This is a genomic window from Terrisphaera buseokensis (genome assembly GCF_047521145.2).
In the GTDB taxonomy this organism is placed as follows: domain Bacteria; phylum Verrucomicrobiota; class Verrucomicrobiia; order Opitutales; family Opitutaceae; genus ER46.
Window position 1 is genome coordinate 2368751 of the sequence record NZ_CM134186.1, and the last position, 17664, is coordinate 2386414.

General features: G+C 65.5%; 11 protein-coding genes. 6 read left to right on the forward strand and 5 right to left on the reverse strand.

Annotation, left to right across the window (positions count from 1 at the left end; all coding sequences use genetic code 11):
- The first annotated feature begins 2 nt into the window (after positions 1–2).
- From ACLJEU_RS08650 to ACLJEU_RS08675, 6 genes are all read left to right on the forward strand, one after another.
- Positions 3–3104: an efflux RND transporter permease subunit gene (locus tag ACLJEU_RS08650; protein ID WP_414662207.1), complete on the forward strand. Its 3102-nt coding sequence runs from the start codon at positions 3–5 to the stop codon at positions 3102–3104.
- A 203-nt stretch (positions 3105–3307) separates the two neighbouring features.
- A complete protein-coding gene (locus ACLJEU_RS08655) occupies positions 3308–4240 on the forward strand; it encodes a LysR family transcriptional regulator (protein ID WP_414662208.1) in 933 nt (310 codons plus the stop codon).
- A gap of 124 nt (positions 4241–4364) precedes the next feature.
- The gene (locus ACLJEU_RS08660) at positions 4365–5678 is read left to right on the forward strand and encodes a polysaccharide pyruvyl transferase family protein (protein ID WP_414662209.1); all 1314 of its coding nucleotides are present in this window, start codon (positions 4365–4367) and stop codon (positions 5676–5678) included.
- Positions 5679–5768: 90 nt separating this feature from the next.
- Positions 5769–7172, forward strand: coding sequence for a sulfatase-like hydrolase/transferase (locus ACLJEU_RS08665; RefSeq protein ID WP_414662628.1), 1404 nt, complete (start codon positions 5769–5771; stop codon positions 7170–7172).
- Between the two features lie 255 nt (positions 7173–7427).
- Complete coding sequence (locus tag ACLJEU_RS08670) at positions 7428–10583, forward strand: TonB-dependent receptor (protein WP_414662210.1); 3156 nt, start codon at positions 7428–7430, stop codon at positions 10581–10583.
- A gap of 19 nt (positions 10584–10602) precedes the next feature.
- Complete coding sequence (locus ACLJEU_RS08675) at positions 10603–12090, forward strand: FAD-dependent oxidoreductase (RefSeq protein ID WP_414662211.1); 1488 nt, start codon at positions 10603–10605, stop codon at positions 12088–12090.
- 280 nt (positions 12091–12370) lie between these two features.
- Here ACLJEU_RS08675 and ACLJEU_RS08680 read toward each other — a convergent pair whose 3' ends face one another.
- The 5 genes from ACLJEU_RS08680 to ACLJEU_RS08700 are packed head-to-tail and all read right to left on the reverse strand — an operon-like array spanning position 12371 to position 17658.
- Entirely contained in the window at positions 12371–13258 is an 888-nt protein-coding gene (locus ACLJEU_RS08680; protein ID WP_414662212.1) for a prenyltransferase/squalene oxidase repeat-containing protein, read from the reverse strand.
- Positions 13255–15015, reverse strand: a complete 1761-nt coding sequence (locus ACLJEU_RS08685; RefSeq protein ID WP_414662213.1) for a polyprenyl synthetase family protein — start codon at positions 15013–15015, stop codon at positions 13255–13257. Before ACLJEU_RS08685 ends, ACLJEU_RS08680 begins: the two co-directional genes overlap by 4 nt.
- Before the next feature lie 26 nt (positions 15016–15041).
- Entirely contained in the window at positions 15042–16343 is a 1302-nt protein-coding gene (locus ACLJEU_RS08690) for a radical SAM protein (protein WP_414662214.1), read from the reverse strand.
- Between the two features lie 2 nt (positions 16344–16345).
- Positions 16346–17194: a ferredoxin family protein gene (locus ACLJEU_RS08695; RefSeq protein ID WP_414662215.1), complete on the reverse strand. Its 849-nt coding sequence runs from the start codon at positions 17192–17194 to the stop codon at positions 16346–16348.
- Between the two features lie 14 nt (positions 17195–17208).
- Complete coding sequence (locus tag ACLJEU_RS08700; protein ID WP_414662216.1) at positions 17209–17658, reverse strand: hypothetical protein; 450 nt, start codon at positions 17656–17658, stop codon at positions 17209–17211.
- Positions 17659–17664 lie beyond the last annotated feature (6 nt).

Consider the following 17664-nt stretch of genomic DNA (forward strand, 5'->3'; position numbering starts at 1 on the left):
CCATGAAGTTCACCGAGCTCTTCATCCGGCGGCCCGTCCTCGCGACGGTCGTCAATCTCTTCCTGCTGCTGGCCGGATGGCAGTCGATTCGCGCGCTGACGGTTCGTCAGTATCCACGAACCGACAACGCCGTCGTCACGGTCAGCGTCCTCTATCCCGGCGCCAACGCCGACCTCGTGCGCGGATTCGTCACCACGCCGCTCGAACGTGAAATCGCGTCCGCCGACGGCATCGACTACATCGAGTCGTCGAGCCGGCAGAGTGTCGCGACCATCACGGCGCGGCTGCGCCTCAACTTCGATCCGAACGACGCCCTGACCCAGATCACGTCCAAGGTGAACAAGGTGCGCGGCGAACTGCCCCAGGGCGCCGAGGATCCCGTGTTCGACGTCTCGGTCGGCGAAACCACGGCGTCCGCCTACCTTGGCTTCTACAGCGACACGATGGAGGCCAACCAGATCACGGATTACCTCGTGCGCGTGGTGCAGCCAAAGCTCACCACCGTGCCGGGCGTGCAAAAGGCCGACGTGCTCGGCGCGCGGACGTTTTCGATGCGCGTGTGGCTGAAGCCGGAACGCATGGCGTCGCTGGGTCTCGGTGCGGCCGAAGTGCGCGCGGCACTGGCCGCCCAGAACTTCCTCTCCGCGGTCGGCCAGACGAAGGGTTCGATGATGACCGTCTATCTCACGGCCCGGACGGATCTGAGTTCGGTGGAGGAGTTCCGCGACATCATCGTCCGCGAGAAGGACGATGAGCTGATCCGGCTGCGCGACATCGCCGATGTCGTGCTCGGTGCCGAGGATTACAACACCTCGGTCAAGTTCTCCGGTTTGAACGGCGTCTTCATCGGCATCTTCGCGCTGCCGACGGCCAACTCGATTGATGTCATGAACAGCGTCCGCGCCGTGCTCCCGGAGATCCAGCAGCAGCTGCCGGCCGGGTTGAACGGCAAGGTGGTGGCCGATCTCACCGAGTTCATCACCGACTCCATCAGCGAAGTGATGAAGACGCTGATCGAGGCGATGATCATCGTGATTGTCGTCATCTATCTTTTCCTGGGATCGTTCCGCTCGGTCTTCATTCCGATCGTCGCCATCCCGTTGTCGATTGTCGGTGCGTGCACGATCATGCTCGCGATGGGCTTCAGCATCAACCTGCTCACGCTGCTCGCGATGGTGCTCGCGATCGGCCTGGTGGTCGACGACGCGATCGTCGTGGTGGAGAACATCCACCGCCACATCGAGGAGGGCCTGACCCCGATCAATGCGGCCATTCAAGGTGCGCACGAATTGGTCGGGCCCGTCATCGCGATGACGATCACCCTGGGCGCAGTCTACGCGCCGATCGGTTTTCAGAGTGGCCTGACCGGCGCGCTGTTCCGCGAGTTCGCCTTCACGCTGGCCGGGTCCGTGCTCATCTCCGGGTTTGTCGCGCTCACGCTGACACCGATGTTGTCGGCGAAAATCCTGCGCCACAACCCCAGTCCGCGCGGCTTCGAGCACTGGCTCGAAGTCGCCTTCAACAAATTGCGCGGCGTCTATGAGCGCGTGCTGCACACCGTGCTCGATACGCGTCCGGCGGTCGTGATCGTCGCGGTGCTCGTCTTCGGTTCGATCATTCCGTTCTTCATGATGTCGAAGAGCGAATTGGCACCGTCCGAGGACGACGGCATCATTTTCATGCAGGCGCAGGCGGCGCCGAATGCGACGCTCGAGCAAACGGAGATGTTTGCCGACCAGGTCTCGGAGGTGATTCGCCAGAACTACCCGGACGAGACCGCAGAGATCTTTCAACTCAGCGGCTTTGGCGGCACGCCGAATGCCGCCTTCATCGGCTGGCGGCTCAAGCCCTGGAGCCAGCGCAAGCGCGGCGCCGGTGCCCTGCTGATCGACGTGCAGCGCAAGGTGGCGTCGGTCGCGGGCGTCAACACCGCGGCGTTTCAACGCCCCGCGCTGCCCGGCTCGACCGGCGGCCTCCCGGTGCAGTTCGTCATCGGATCGACCGAGGCACCCCAACGCGTGGCCGAGGTCGCCAACGGCTTGCTCCAGCAGGCGATGACGAGCGGCCTGTTCATGTTCGGCGACACCAACCTCAAGTTCGATCAGCCGCAGGTGGACATCGTGATTGACCGCGAGAAAGCGGCCGCGCTGGGGGTGAATATGCAGCAGATCAGCGCGGACCTCGGCTCGATGCTCGGCGGCGGCTATGTCAGCCGCTTTGCGATCGACGGTCGCGCCTACAAAATCATTCCGCAGGTCACGCGCCTCGCGCGGCTGAATCCGGAGCAGCTGAAGGATTACTATGTGTCGACGAGCAAGGGCGGGCTCGTGCAGCTATCGACGTTCGCGACACTGCAGGAGTCGACGCAGCCGCGGGAGTTGAAACGCTTCCAGCAGCTCAATGCGGCGACGCTCTCATTCCTGCCTGCGCCCGGCGTGTCGCAAGGCCAGGCGCTGGAGTTTCTCAACGCGCAGGCGAAGTCATTTCCGCTCGGCTTCACGGTCGATTACGCCGGCACCTCGCGTCAGTTCGTGAAGGAAGGCAGCTCCCTCATGACGACCTTCGCGCTGGCCGTGCTCGTGATCTTCCTGGTGCTGGCCGCGCAGTACGAGAGCTTCCGCGATCCGCTGATCATCATGATGTCGGTGCCGCTCTCGATCGCGGGCGCGATGATCTTTCTCTTCTTCGGCTTCGCGACGCTGAACATCTATACTCAGGTCGGCCTGATCACACTGGTCGGCCTGATCACGAAGCACGGCATCCTGATCGTGGAGTTCGCCAACAAGCTCCAGGAGGAGCAGGGCTATTCGGTGCGCGACGCCGTGCAGCATGCGGCCGGCGTGCGGTTGCGGCCGATCCTGATGACGACGGCGGCGATGGTGCTCGGCGTACTGCCGCTCGTGCTGGCGAGTGGCGCGGGCGCGGCGAGTCGCTATTCGATCGGTCTCGTGATTGCGACGGGGATGTCGATCGGAACGTTCTTCACGTTGTTCGTGGTGCCGACGTTCTACACCTTCATCGCGCACGATCGCCGCAAGCCGGCGACCAGCGGCGAGACGGTGAGAGCAGTGCCGGTGACGCCTGCCGTGGCGCATACGACGTAAGCGTGTGCGTAGCGGCGGCCGTACTGAACCGTTTCCGGAAAACGGGAGCAAGATGCTCCCGCTACTGGCGCAAGTGCAAAGTAGGGGGAGCTTCCAGCTCCCCCTACGACCACTTCACGCGCTCTCCGAAATCGAACTCCGCACCGGCTCGATGCCATGGCCCACCTTGCGTCTCGCGCCGCGCCGCCTACGTTCGGGCGCGAATGGAGTTGCGTCATCTGCGATATTTCAAGGCCGTGGCTGAGTTGCTGAATTTCAGCCGCGCAGCAGAGAAGCTGCGGGTCGCGCAGCCGGCGCTGAGCCGGCAGATTCGCGCCCTGGAGGAGGAGCTCGGTGCGCCCTTGTTCGAGCGGGAGCGAGGCGTGCAGCTGACGGACGCCGGACGGGTTTTCCGCGTGCAGGCGGAGAAGATTCTGGCGCAGGTCGACACCGCCGTGGCCGCGGTGCACGAAGTCACGGCCGGTGCAGGCGTGGGCGAACTCATTGTGTGCAACGACTGGCGCCTGGCGGCGCAGTTCGTGCCGGCGGTGATGGCGGAGTTTCAGAAGCAATTTCCGCGGGTCGAAGTCACGCTGCGCGATTTGCGTTTTCACGATCAACTGGCCGCCTTGCGCGCCCGGCGGGCGCATCTCGGCTTTGTCGTGCGCAACGTTCTCGGTCGTGTCGGCGAGCTGGAAACGCTGCTCGTGTTGCGAGCGCGTTTGATGGTGGTGGTGCCGGCCCGTCATGCGCGCGCCCGGGATCGGGCCGTGAGCCTAGCCGATCTGGCGACGGACAAATGGGTGATTCTCGATGAAAAGGAGGCGCCGGGCTATCGGGCGTTCATCACGCAGGTGGCGCGCATCAGCGGCTTCACGCCGCGCTTTGCGAACGCGGCGGTGACGTTCGAGGGCCTGCTTGGGCGCGTGGCGATGGGCTATGGCGTGGCGCTGGTCGTGGAGTCGAACGCGCCCCTTCACAATCCGCTGCTGCGCTGCCTTGCGACCGACATCGAGCCGCTGGAGTTGTGCGCCGTCTGGCACCGGCGGGAGAAGTCACGGCTGCTGCACGCTTTTCTCGAGATTGTGCGCGCGCAGGCGAACGGAGCGGGCGAACCCGCGGTGAAACGCGGCCGCGCGCGCGTCGGGCGTGCGTGAGTTTCAACGCGGGAAAATCCTGAATTACCGGCTGGCCTCGCTGACGGGCCGGCGGTGAACTCGCTGCATGGCGATCACCCGTCGCGCTTTCGTTGCCCGAGCTGGAACGACCCTTGCAGCCGGCATGCTGCCGTGGTTGCCCGCTGCAAGCCGCGCGGCCGACGCCACCCGGCCTCCGCGCATTCTGCTGCGCCCCGGCACCGGCCAGAAGGGCAACATCGGCGACATCGCTCACACGCCCGGTGCGCTGCAGGTGTTCGAGCGGTATTTCCCGGCGGCGGAGTTCACCGTGTGGCCGGTGCTGATCAGCCCGGAAGCGCGGGAGCATCTCGTCCAGCGGTTCCCGCGTTTGCGCATCGTGGAGGGCGAACTCGATGCGCACGGCCGGCCGACGACTCCGGCTCTGCGCGCGGCGTGGAACGAAGCCGACTTGCTGCTGCACGGATCGAGTCCGGGTTTCAAAGGCGGACCGTACCTGCCCGCGTGGCGCGCGGCGTCGCGGAAACCGTACGGCATCTTCGGACTCACCAGCGATCCGGTGTCGAACCTCGTGACGCGACCCGATGGCGGCACGTTGCAGGAGCTGGAGCGGGTCATCGCCGGATTGCCGGTGGGCCATCTGCGCGGACCCACGCTCGAGTTGCTCAGCGGGGCGGCGTTCGTCTTCTGCCGGGAAACGCTCACGGCCGATTATTTCCGCCGGCAGGGCGTGCGCAGTCCGGTGCTGGAGTTTGGGCCCGATGCCACCTTCGGCCTGCACCTGCGGGATGAACCGCGCGCGATCGCCTATCTGCGGGCGCAAGGGCTCGAGGAAGGTCGGTTCATCGCGGTGATTCCGCGACTGCGCTACACGCCTTATCACAGCATCAACGGCCAGCCGATTGCGCCGGCGGATCGGGCCAAAGATGAGATCAACGCGCGCACCGTGGCGGGTGATCATGCGAAGCTGCGCGATCTGATCGTCGCGTGGGTCCGCGGCACCGGTTTGAAGGTGCTCGCGTGTCCCGAGATGAGCTACCAGATCCCGCTCGCGAAGAAGGAATTGATCGATCCGTTGCCGGCCGACGTGAAGGCGCAGGTGGTGTGGCGCGACACCTACTGGCTGCCGGATGAGGCGGCGTCGATCTACGCGCGGGCGACGGCGGTGATCAGTTTCGAATGTCACTCGCCGATCATCGCGCTGACCAACGGCACGCCGGCGTTCTATGTCCGGCAGCCGACCGACACCATCAAGGGCCGGATGTATCACGATATTGGAGTCAGCGACTGGACGTGCGAGGTGGACGAAACCTCGGGGCGCGACTTGTGGGCGCGGCTGCAGGCCATTCACGCTGATCCGGCGCAAGCCCGCGCGCGGGTGCGGCGCGTCATGGCCGGAGTGGAGGCGAGGCTGGAGCGCATGGTGGGCGTCGCCCGTGCGGCAATCGCGGCGGGCTGAAAGCGTCTGCGCATGAACGTAAGCGCCCGCAGCCGCCACGGCCGATTCGTTCCCCGGACCCTCGCGTCCGCGAGGTCGTCCGGCGTGATCATGAGAATCGTGGCGTGGCTGCGGGGCGGGCTGGTCGCGGGGGCGGCGTCGTGCCTGACTCTGCTCGGCGCGGCCGACTCTGCTCCGGTGAACCGGCCGAATATCCTGCTGCTTTACGTCGACAACGTCGGCTACGGTGACCTCGGGTGTTACGGGAACACGGCGGTCCGCACGCCGCGCATCGACCAGCTGGCGGGCGAGGGTGCGCGTTGCACGGACTTCCAGGTCGTCACCACCAGCTGCACGCCGTCGCGCGGCGCCCTGTTGACCGGGCGCTATCCATTGCGCAACGGGCTCGCGCACCAGCTGGCGTCGACGGAAAACTGGACTGGCATTGGGTTGCCGCAGCGCGAGCGCCTCCTTCCACAGTACTTGAAGGAGGCGGGGTATGCGACGGCATGCTTTGGCAAATGGAATATTGGCTTCGCGCCCGGCAGCCGGCCGACCGAGCGCGGCTTCGACGAGTTTCTCGGTTTCCGTTCCGGCAACATCAGCTACTACGAGCACCTCTACAACGGCCAGCCCGACCTGTTTCGCGGCACCGAGCCGTATCAGGTGGAAGGTTACAGCACCGACCTGTTTGCCGATGCGGCCACCGACTTCATCCGCCGTCACGCCAGCCGGCCCTGGTTTGTGTACCTGCCCTTCAATGCGGCGCATTTCAACAGCGCCGGTAACATGCCGCCGGGGATCAAGCCAGTCTGGCAGGTGCCGGCGAAATACCTCGAGCGCTATGGCTGGTCAGCCGACGAGCCGGACGAAAAGCGCCGTTATCGAGCCGTGCTCACCGCGCTCGATGACGCCATCGGCCGACTGCTCGATCAACTCGATGCTCTGCGCCTGCGCGAGCGCACGATCGTGATGCTGATCTCCGACAATGGCGCGTTCATGCTGCCGGGGCGCGGACTGGAAGTGGCGTCAAATGCGCCGCTGCGCGATGGCGGCACCACCTGTTACGAAGGTGGCACCCGCGTTCCGGCGATCGTGCGCTGGCCTGGACGAATCAAACCGGGAACGGTGGTACGCGAGATGATCAGCCAGCTCGATGTGCTGCCGCTCTGTCTCGACGTTGCGGGAGCGAAGGCGCTGCCGGGCCGGGTGCTCGATGGGCGCAACCCGCTGCCCGCGTTGACGGGCGGTGGCCCCATGCCGCCTGCGAGCCTTGGCTTCGCGTATGACAAAGGAGCCGCGTGGCGCGAGGGATCGCTGAAGCTGGTGCGGCCTTCGGCCGGGCAGCCGTGGGAACTGTATGATCTCGCGGCGGACTTGGCGGAAACGAAGGACCTGGCCGCGGATCGAGGGCAGGACGTGGTGCGCCTCGCAGCGCGCTTCCAAGCCTGGCAGGCGGAGGTAAAACAGGACGCGAGTCCGCCCGCGCCGCGACCGGGGCGGGGGACCAAATAGTCGAGCCCGACCGCGCGTCCCGCCATGCCACGCCGCGATTGCCACTTGAGTTTCGACCGGTCCATTCCGGCCCTTCACCCCATGCTGTTCGCTGAACGTCAGGCCCCGATCGCCCGTGACCGCAGTAAGGGTCGGACCGATGCGCCGAACGTGCGTTTGATCGACAGGGCTCGCGGTTGACGGCACGTCTGACCGCGGAGACGAACCAGCGCCGAGTGAACGGAACCAGCTTTCATCGAATCCAACCCCAAAATCATGACCAGGAAAAATTCCCTCGCGTGGCTCGGCAGTCTGATCGCGCTCGCCGTTTCTCCGGCTCATTCCCTGCCGGGTGCCGAGGGCCCGCGCGGTGCCGCCGTGCAGTCGACGGGTGCCATTTCGGGTCGGGTGCAGAACGTTGTCACCGGCCAGTACCTGAACAATGCCCGCGTCAGCGTGCGTGGCACCGATCTCATCGCCTTCACGGATCAATCCGGCACGTATCGTCTGATCCGGGTTCCCGGCGGCCCCGTGGTCCTCGACGTTTCGTATACCGGCCTCGATGCCCAGCAACTGACCGTGCAGCTGACTCCGGGCCAGGAGGTCACGCAGCACGTCGATCTCACGAGCGCGGCGCGTTACGGGGCGAACGCCAGCGTCGTCCAACTCGACTCCTTTGTCGTGGCCACCTCGCGCGAGACCGACGGCAACGCGATCGCGGTGAACGAGCAGCGCTATGCGGCGAACATCAAGAATGTCGTCGCGGCCGACTCGCTCGGTGACGTCATGGACGGCAATGTCGGCGAGTTCCTCAAGTACGTGCCCGGCGTCACGCCCGAATACGATTACGAGGACGGCACGACCGTATCCACGATTTCAATCCGCGGGTTCGCTCCGCACATGGTGGCGGTTTCTACCGATGGCGCGCAGATGGCCAACACGTCCAACGCGCTGGGCGACTCGCGGGCGTTCTCGTTCAATCAGGCCTCGATCAACAACATCTCCCGCATCGAGGTGGCCAAGGTGCCCACGCCGGCCAATCGCGCCGATTCGCTTTCAGGCTCGGTGAACATGATCAGCAAGAGCGCGTTCGAGCGGAAGAGCATGCAGTTTCGCTACAACCTGAACCTCGCGGCCAACAGCGAGAATTTCAACCTGCGGAAGACGCCGCACACGACTGACGAAAAGGTCTACAAGATGCGCCCGGGCGGAAATTTTGATCTCACCCTGCCCATCAACTCGCGGTTCGGCCTCGTCATGACCGGGGCGGCGACTGAGCGGTATGCGAAACTTCATTACTCCTACAAGACGTACAATTCCGCCGGGACCGGCACGGGCGCAACCGAGTCGAAGCCCTTCCTGCAAACCTACCGGCTGCTCGATTCGCCGCGGACGCTCGTCCGGCAGTCGATTGGGCTCAAGGCTGACTGGCAGGTGACGCGCCACGGCGTGCTCTCGGTGGGTGGACAGGTGAGCCACTTCCAATCCACGCGCATCGCAACGGAGTTCACGGCGAGTGCCGGCAATAACGCGGTTCCGACGCCGGCGACGGGCACGCCGTTCAGCTATGGCGACGACTTCACCGTCGGAGCAACCGGACGTGGATCGGTGACGCTCGGTGGCGCGACGTCGACGCACATCGTCACTGACGCCACCGCGGGCAACGCGCGCTATCGTTACGACAATGGCCGGTGGAAGGTCTCGCTCGCGGCCGACACGTCGCGCGCCGCGGGCGGCTACCGCGATCAGAGCGAGGGGCATTTCCGGCAGATGGCGATCTCGCTGCGCAATCCGTCCCGGCTGGTGTTCCGCAACATCAACGAGGTGCGCCCCGAGACGCTGCAGATCTTCGACAACACCAATCGCGAGGTCGATCTGTACGACATCAATAATTATCAGCTGACGACGACCAACTCGACGCCGCGCAAAACGCGCGAGGATTTCGAGTCGGGTTCGGCTGACGTGGGACGCACCCTCGATTTCCTGCCGTTCCCGGCATCGGTGCAAGTCGGGGCGCACCAGCGCACGCAGACCCGGGACATCCGGCGGCGGAACGAGAATTGGACGTACAACGGCATCAACGGCGACCGTTCGCCCGCGCCGTTCCTATCGCCGGTGTACAAGGGGCAGTATCACTACTACGGCTTCCGCAACGTGCCGCATCTTTCGCCGATGCTCGCGTGGGACGCGTACCAGGCGAATCCGGCGCTCTTCACCAAAACGGCGGCGCAGCTCGTCACCGAGGAGACGTTTCGGATCAACAACTCGCAGCTGTTCGAGGAAGGCGTGACGGCGTACTACGCGCAGACCGAGTTCAGCCTGTTCAAATACCGGCTCAAGGTCTTGACCGGCGTGCGTTACGAGAAGACCGAAACCGAGGGCCGGGGTGCGCTGGTGGACCTCAGCGCGGTGTGGGCGCGCAATTCGGATGGCACCTTCGTGCGCAACGCCGCGGGTCAGCGCGTCCGGCGCCTCGAGGCGGGAGCCGTCGGATCGATGCAACAGCTCGGACTCACGCATCAGGAACGGAAGTTTCGCGCGGAGCGTGACTATGACGGCTATTACCCGAGCCTGCATCTGAACTATAATTTTGCGGACAATCTCATCGGTCGCGCCGCGTATGCGAAGACCTACGGCCGCCCGAACCTCAACAACATCATTCCCACCGCGCAGGTCGATGAAGCCGATCTCAACGACGAACAGCTGGGCAATCCCGCGGTCGTGCAGGGCAATATCACCGTCACGAATACGGGCCTGCGTCCGTGGTCGGCGCACAACTACGACCTCTCGCTCGAATACTACACGAAGAGCGGCGGCGTGATCAGCGGCGGATTTTTCCTCAAAGAGATCTCCGATTTCTTCGCCGACTCCGTGCGCATCGCCACCGCGGTTGACGTGGCCGAGCTCGACCTCGATCCGCGCTACATCGGCTGGCGGGTCAGCACCCAGGTGAACGGCGGGTCGGCGCGCGTGTACGGCGGCGAACTCAACCTGCGCCAGTCATTGCGCGAACTGGGGGCCTGGGGGCGGAACGTGAACGTGTTCATCAACGGCACGAAGCTGCGGCTCGAGGGCCGGAGTGTGGCGTCGTTCAATGCCTTCACGCCAGAAACCTTGAACTGGGGCTTCAGTTACACCCGGCGGCAGGCCTCGTTCATGGCGAAGTGGAACTATCGCGGGAAACGCCGCCTCGGGGCGCAGCCGCAGATTGGGACCGAGGCGTTTGAGTGGGACGACCGCCGCCTCACGCTCGATCTGAACTTCGACTACCAGTTGAAAAAATGGCTGCAGCTCTACATCAGTGCACAGAACGTTTTCAACACCCGCACGATCACGATGCGTTACGGGCCCGCCACGCCGGACTACGCGAAAATTTACCTCACCGGCGCCAACGGCGTGGGAATAACGATGGGCGTCAAAGGCACCTTCTGATTTAATCATCTCTCATCCCATGAACTCTCCCCAACCCACGCCCAGTCGGAGAAAATTTCTGCAGACCGCGGCCACGGGCATCGTGGCGGGCCCGCTGGCACTGGCGGCGGGCAGCCGTGCGCTCGCGGCTGAATCGCCGACGGCCCAAGTCGGTGCCTTTCCCAATTTCGCGCGCGGCGAGGTGGTGCGCACCGGTGGCCGATTGCTGGGCGCGGATCGTTTCGTCGAAACCGAGCGGACCATTCCGGTCGCCGGCCACAGCGATGTGCTGGTGGTGGGCGCGGGCCCGGCCGGCATCGGCGCGGCGCTCGCGGCGGCGCGCGCCGGCGCGAAGACGCAATTGATCGAAAGCGCCGGCTGTCTGGGCGGCGTGTGGACCGCCGGCATGCTCACCAAGATCATCGATGGTGGCCGCAAGACCGGCATCATGCAGGAGATTCTGCAGGCGATGGTCGCGCGCGGGAGCGACGTCGCGAAGAAGACCAAGGGCGAGATCTATGACCCGGAGCTGATGAAGCTCGTGCTCGAGGAGAAATGCGTTGCGGCGGGCATCAAGATCCAGCTGCACACCCAACTCGTCGGCGCGGTGACCGACGCCCGCAAGCGGCTGACCGCCGTCATCACCGAATCGAAATCCGGCCGCCAGGCGTGGACGGCGGATCGTTTCATCGACTGCTCCGGCGACGGCGACCTCGCGGCCCAAGCCGGTTGTCGGTTTGATGTCGGCATCAACGCGGGCTGCGAATGCCAGCCGATGTCGCTCATGGCGCTCCTGACCGGCCTCGACGCGGATGCGATCCCGGAGTTCGTGCGTGAGATCGCAGGCGAGAAGGCCAAGGCGAACCTGCAGAAGCTGATGAAGGATTCCGGCATCAATCCGTCGTACAGCGGACCCACGCTCCGCCTGCTGCACAGCGGGATTTTCTCGCTGATGACCAATCACGAGTACGGCGTGCCCGCGTATGATGCGGGCAAGATCAGCGACGCCACCATTCGTGCGCGACGCGAGGTGCACGACATCGTGCGCGACCTGCGCAAACTGGGCGGCCCGTGGAAGGGCGTCGCCGTCGTCGCGACGGCCGAGCAGATCGGTGTGCGCGAGGGACGTCGCGTGCGGGGCCGGGCGACCGTTACGGCCGACGATATCAGCGCGGGCAAGAAGCACGCCGACGCCGTGTGCCAGGTGAATTTCGGTTTCGATGTCCACAATGTGCGACCCGGCGCGATGTTCGAAGGCCTCGACGAAATTGCGGACGAAGTGCGCCGCCGCCGTCAGGCCGGCGCCAAGCCGTACGATATTCCGCTCGGGGCTTTGATCCCTGCGGACGTCGAAGGCCTGATGATGGCGGGCCGTTGCATCAGCGGCGACTTCATCGCCCATTCGAGTTATCGCGTCACTGGCAACGCCGTGCCGATGGGCGAGGCGGCCGGCCGCGCGTCGGTGATTTCACTGCGGAAGGGCCGGATGCCGCATGAGATCACCGCGGCCGATTTCAAATCGGCCTGAGTTCGTCGACTCGCCTGGGGCACTGGCCATCGCCCGTTGCGATGGGGCTTCAGCCGTGGCTACGAGCGCCAGCGAGTGGTGGTTCGGCCACTCGCTGGCGCTCGTAGCCACGAAGGGCAAACGGCCTTTGATACGGCGTTGGGAGTGCAGCCAGGATTGCACGCTGGGCCGAAAAGCACCTGTGGGCGGTTGCCCCACATCCCGCTGGGCATTCGGCTTCTCGCTCAGCTCCGCGGGGTGAGGGTACTTGGCCTGCAAGGATACGTTCGATCGTGCGGCGCTACAGCGACAGGTGCCCGAGGGCCAGCAGGCCGTAGTACGTGTATTCAGCATCCACGTACTCGTCGGCCCAGTGGCCATGGAAGCCGCCCTCGGCAGTCCAGAGCGAGTCGAGGAAGTCCATGCACTTTTCGTGCACCGCGGCCGGCAACCGGATGTCCAGCGCGGCGAGCGCGTGCAGCGCCGTGGCAGTCGAGAGCAAATCGGGGAGCGGCGCTCCGGGCACGGCGATGAATCCACCTTGCGGATGCGCCTGGGCGAGGAGCCAGCGGCCGACGTCGGCGTTCACCGGAAAGCCCAGGTGCCGGATGAGAATTACGGCGCCGGCCGTGGCGTTGAGCGCGCCTATCTTTGCGCCCGCGAGATTACTCCATGCGCCATCGGCGGACTCGAGGCGCTTCAACGCCTGGATCAGTTTCAGGATCCGTGGCGGCGTGCGGCCCAGGTCCTCGTACGCACCGAGGGCGACAAACGCCCCGTAGGCCGAGCCGTGCGCCGCGTTGCGATCGCCCTCGTAACCGCCGTCGGGTTTGCGGAAGTCCTCGATCCGCGCGAGCAGCGCATCATCGAGGCCCGCCGGCATGCGCTGTCGGCCGATCACGGACCAGCAGCGGGCGAGCGCCGAGACGTGCACGAAATCCAGCTGATGTCCGTCGCCGAACGAACGCGCGTAGGCTTCCACGCGATCGAGCGGCGGTACGACCTCCAGCGCCTGCAGGCCGGCGAGCACGAAGAGCGTGTAGTAGAGATCGGGCCGGCCCGCGCGATCGCAGCCGCCGCCCTCCGGCGTCAGTTGCCGCTGGAGAAAACTACGGACCAGATCGGTCGAATCGCCGAGCAGGCGCGGGGACAGTCGCGCGACCTGCAGCAATTGAAGGCGCAGACTCAAGCCGGGACGGTCTCAGCCGCGGCGACTCCGGGCGCGCGGTTGAGTGGTTCCTGCTCCTTGCACCAGCCCTTGATTTCGACGTCGTTGAAGATCTTGCCGAGCGTCCGGCGCAGCAGGCCCTTGAAGTTGTGATTTTCCAGCAGGTTCAGGGAGCGGATGGCCTCCTCCTTGTAGGTGGCGAGCAGCGTCTCCGCGCGATCGCCCGCGCCGAGTTCGGTGTAGAGCGCCTCGACGCCTTCGGGCGACAGGCCGGCGGGCCAGGTCCGGCGCCAGAGCGACGCCAGTTGCTCCTTCGCCGCGCCCTGCGCCTTGTCGTGGGCGACGGCCAGCAACAGGCTCGGGCGCAGGCCGGCGATGTCGTTGGTCTCGCCGGTGATCCCGAGATCGCTCAGGTCATCACGAATCTGATACGCGATGCCGAGGGCCTCGCTGTAGCGTCCGATGACTTCGGATACGTCGTCGTGCAGATCGACGCCGGCGTAGAGCGCGCCCGTGCGCAGCGCCACCTCGAAGGCCGGTGCGGTCTTGTGGCGGAAAATATCGAGGACTTCGTTGGGCTTGAGCGGCTGCGGTTGGCGCGCCCAGCAGAGTTCCGCGCCCTGGCCGCGGCAGAGCTGGCGCTGGCCGTCGGCGGCAACTTGAAGCATGCGCACACGCTGCTCGGGGGAGACATTGCACGCGGCCAGCAGCCGGTAGCCTTCGCCGATCAGGAGATCGCCGACGTTGAGCGCGACGCCCACACCGTATTCCTCGTGCAGGGTCTTTTCGCCGTAGCGCAGGGCATCGTTGTCCTCGATGTCGTCGTGGATCAGCGAGGCCTTGTGGAAACATTCGACGGCGACGGCGACCTTGCGGATGTCGTCGGGCGCGGCGGCGTTGGCGTCAGCGCGGAGCGCCTGGTACGCGGCCACCGTGAGAAACGGCCGCCAGCGTTTGCCGGCGCGGCCGAGCCATTGCCGGCCGATCCGCTCGGTCTCGCCGTTGGCGGAACCCATGATCAGATCGAGTGAGCCGGGCGTGAACCAGAAATCGACTTCGTCGCGCAGGGCGCCGAGGTCGAGCCGCCGGGTGCGATCGTCGCTCGTCAGGTGAATGTAATCCCAGACCCAGTCGAGGTCGACCGTGGTGTCGATGCAGTCGTCCTGTAACAGCGGAATGGCGACACCGGGAATCGCGGCTGCCTCCATGTACGGGAAAGCCTGTTCCAGCACGCTCATGCAGCTGACGCCGACGATGGCGTCGATCTTGCCGGTCTGGATGATCGACATGACGACCGCGCTGCCCTCGGCGACGAGCACCGCATAGCCCAGGCGCTCGGCCTCGGCGGTGAGATCCTGAATCGTGCAGAGGCCGCACTGTTTGCAGAGCAGGCCGAACTCGTCGAAGGGCGCTGGGCACTTCGACTCGACGCGCATGCATTTCGGCAGGAGCAGGAGGCGGCGTTCGAACGGCACCGACGCCAGCGCGTCGCGCCACATTTCGTTGCTGAGCAGGACGCCGATATAGTCGCGGTAAATGGGATCGCAGCGCAGTTGGGCGATGAGTTGATCGGCGTGCACCTTCAGCTCGGCCATCGGCACCGGCGGGACCGGGTTGTGCTTGGCGACGTAGTCGCGCACGGCCTCGAGCACGCGCGACCGCTCGAACGCGGTCTGCGGAATGTTCTTCTTCGGCGGGCGCACGCGCTGCTGGATCGCGTGGCGGGGTACGACGAGCGGATCGGCGGTGCCGGTGATTAAAGTCTCGATGATGGGCATGGGTGTGGGGGCCGCATTCAGGGGATTCACTTGCTGACCAATTCCGGGGCAGCGGGCGGTGGGGAAGTGGGTGGCGGGCGGGGCGTCGCGATCGCGTCGCGCAGCACGCGCGCCTTGCCTTCGGCGTCGTGCGCGACGTCGCGGTAGGCGTTGAAATCGTAGAACCAGTATTTCTTCGCGAGCCGGTACATCCAGTGCTTCTCGGGAACTTCCTCGCCGGGGAGCCACTGGCTGAAACGGGGCGTCATCGCTTCCAGCTCCGCCATCGCGGTGCCGCGGGTCGTCGTATCCCGTGCGCCATGACGGCGGACGATGTCCTTCACCAGATCGGGCCGCTCGAGCACCACGCAGCCGCGCGTGTGCTGCGCGCTGAGTTCGCGAAAATCCTTCAGGAACGCGCTGCTCCGCATCGTCTCGAAGATCCCGCGTGGGTCGTGGATGTCTTCCACCGCAAACTGGATGATCGGGCACGGCTCGATGTCGCCGCGCGGACCGATGTGGTGGCTCACGCCGGTGGACATCGGACACAGCGCCTTGCCGTCGTGATCGTAATACGCGTCAACGATGGCGATCGGCACGCGCGACCGCATCTCCGTGACGAAACGGCGGACGCGCACGAGTTGTTCGGGCGTCAGGCAGAGATCGAAATTCGGCTTCGGTCCGACCGGCCGGTAACCGTGATACCACGCGTAGTGCACGCCGCGCTGGATGAGTTCGCGCAGCCATTCGTCGGTGAGCAGTTCCTCGATGTTCGTGCGGCACACGCTGGTGGCGACGCCGGTGAGGAGGCCCGCCTTCAGGCAGTGATCGAGGCCGCGGAGCGTGCGGGCGTAGACATCCTTCTTCCCGCGCCGGGCGTCGCTGACGATCTCGCGGCCCTCGATGGAAATCAGCGGCGTGCAATTGCCGATTTCGCGCAGACGGTTGGCCACCTTTTCGGTGATCAGCTGGCCGTTGGTGAAGATCTGAAAATAGCAGTCCGGGTGCGCCGCGAGCAGATCGAGCAGCTGCGGATGCATGAACGGTTCGCCGCCGAGGATGCCGAAGAACACGTTGCCGTGCCGCTTCGCGTCGAGAATCGTGCGGTTCAACGCCTCGAGATCGATGGCGTCCTTCGACTCCACGTCCACCCAGCAGCCCTGGCAGCGCAGGTTGCAGGTGTTGAGAATCGAAAGGTAGATGAACGGCGGGAAAAATTCGCCGCGCCGGATCCGGCGTTTGAACTTCTCGACCGACAACATGCCCTTGAAGCCGAAGTTCCAGGCGAACTTCCAGACGCAACGCGCGTTGGCGCTGCGCAGGGTGCGGTAGACGAGGGTCGGCAGCATGATCAGCGTTGCACGGCGAGCGCGGCCTGCGCCTTCGCCTTCGCTTCCTCAGCGCGGCGTTGGATTTCCTCGGGTGAAGGCAGGCTCAACAGCACTTCGGGCGGAATGTCGCCGGCCTGCGCGAGCTTGGTGAGACATTTCTGGCGTTCGGTGAGCGCCTTGCCGGAATCGCGCTCCTTGGAGAAACGCGACTGCGCGCGTTCGCTGCGCATCCGCAGCATCGAGTAGATGTCGCCGCCGAGCAGCGCGGAGATGTCCACCTTCATCTTCTCGCGCTCGAGGTCGGAATCCTTGACGGCGTCGCCGTTGATCGGACCGGCCTTGTACTTGGGAAACATGATCGCCGCCTCGGGGCAGACGCGCGAGCAGGCGGGGCAGTTCGTTTTGCAGTTGTCCTGGTTCTGCACCTGGATGTGGCCCTCGTGATCGGCGCCGTACACGCCGAACAGGCAGAAACTCAGGCACTGCATGCAATTCGTGCAGCGATCGTAATCGATGACGGGAAACCACGGTTTCCAGCCGCCCTGCTGCACCGCTTTCTTCGCGGTGCGAGTCGCTTCGACGGCCCCGACAATCTGATCGTCGGACAGGCCGGTAACGGGTGTGAACTGCACGCGGTCGGTGCTGGCGGCGGCGGTGAGCGATTCCACCCCGGCGCGAAAACGTCCGAGCACCACGGCCGGGACGTCGTCGGCGGGCGCGGTCTGGCCGGCGCCGCCCACGCGGGTGAGCGCGAAGCCCTGGCCCAGCAAACGGGAAACCACCTGGAAACGCTGGTCGCCGTCGAGGGGCTCGGCGTCGTTGCCCTCGTAGAGGACGACGCGCAGGTAGGTCTGATCACGCAGGGACATGAAGGGGAGGTCGGCTAGGACGAGGGAAGGGCGGTGGGGGTTGCGGCCGTTGCAGCCGGCGTGCCGGTTTTTCCGGCCGTGACGGCATCGGCGGGAGTCGCCTTGCCCGCCGGAAGATTCGGCCGGAGATCGGCGGCCTCGAGCCGCTCGATCGCGGCGGGCGCGGCGAGTTCGCGCAGGTTCACCACCTCGGTGTGGGCCACGTCGAGCGGTGCGCCGGCGGACGCGAACAGCCACTTCACGGCGCGGGGAAAGCAGGCGGCGATCTTGACGCCCTGTCCCGCAGCGAGGCGCTGCAAAGCCGGGTCACGGCGCGCGGACATCTCGCACAAATCCGCCACGGCCTCGAACGACTGGCCGGAATCGCACAGGCGGCGCAGCACCGCGGCCTTCGTGGCGGGATCGATGACCTGGGCGTACGTGCAGTTGCAGTACAGCGTGCGGGGGGCGTGGTCGGTCGGCATCGCGGC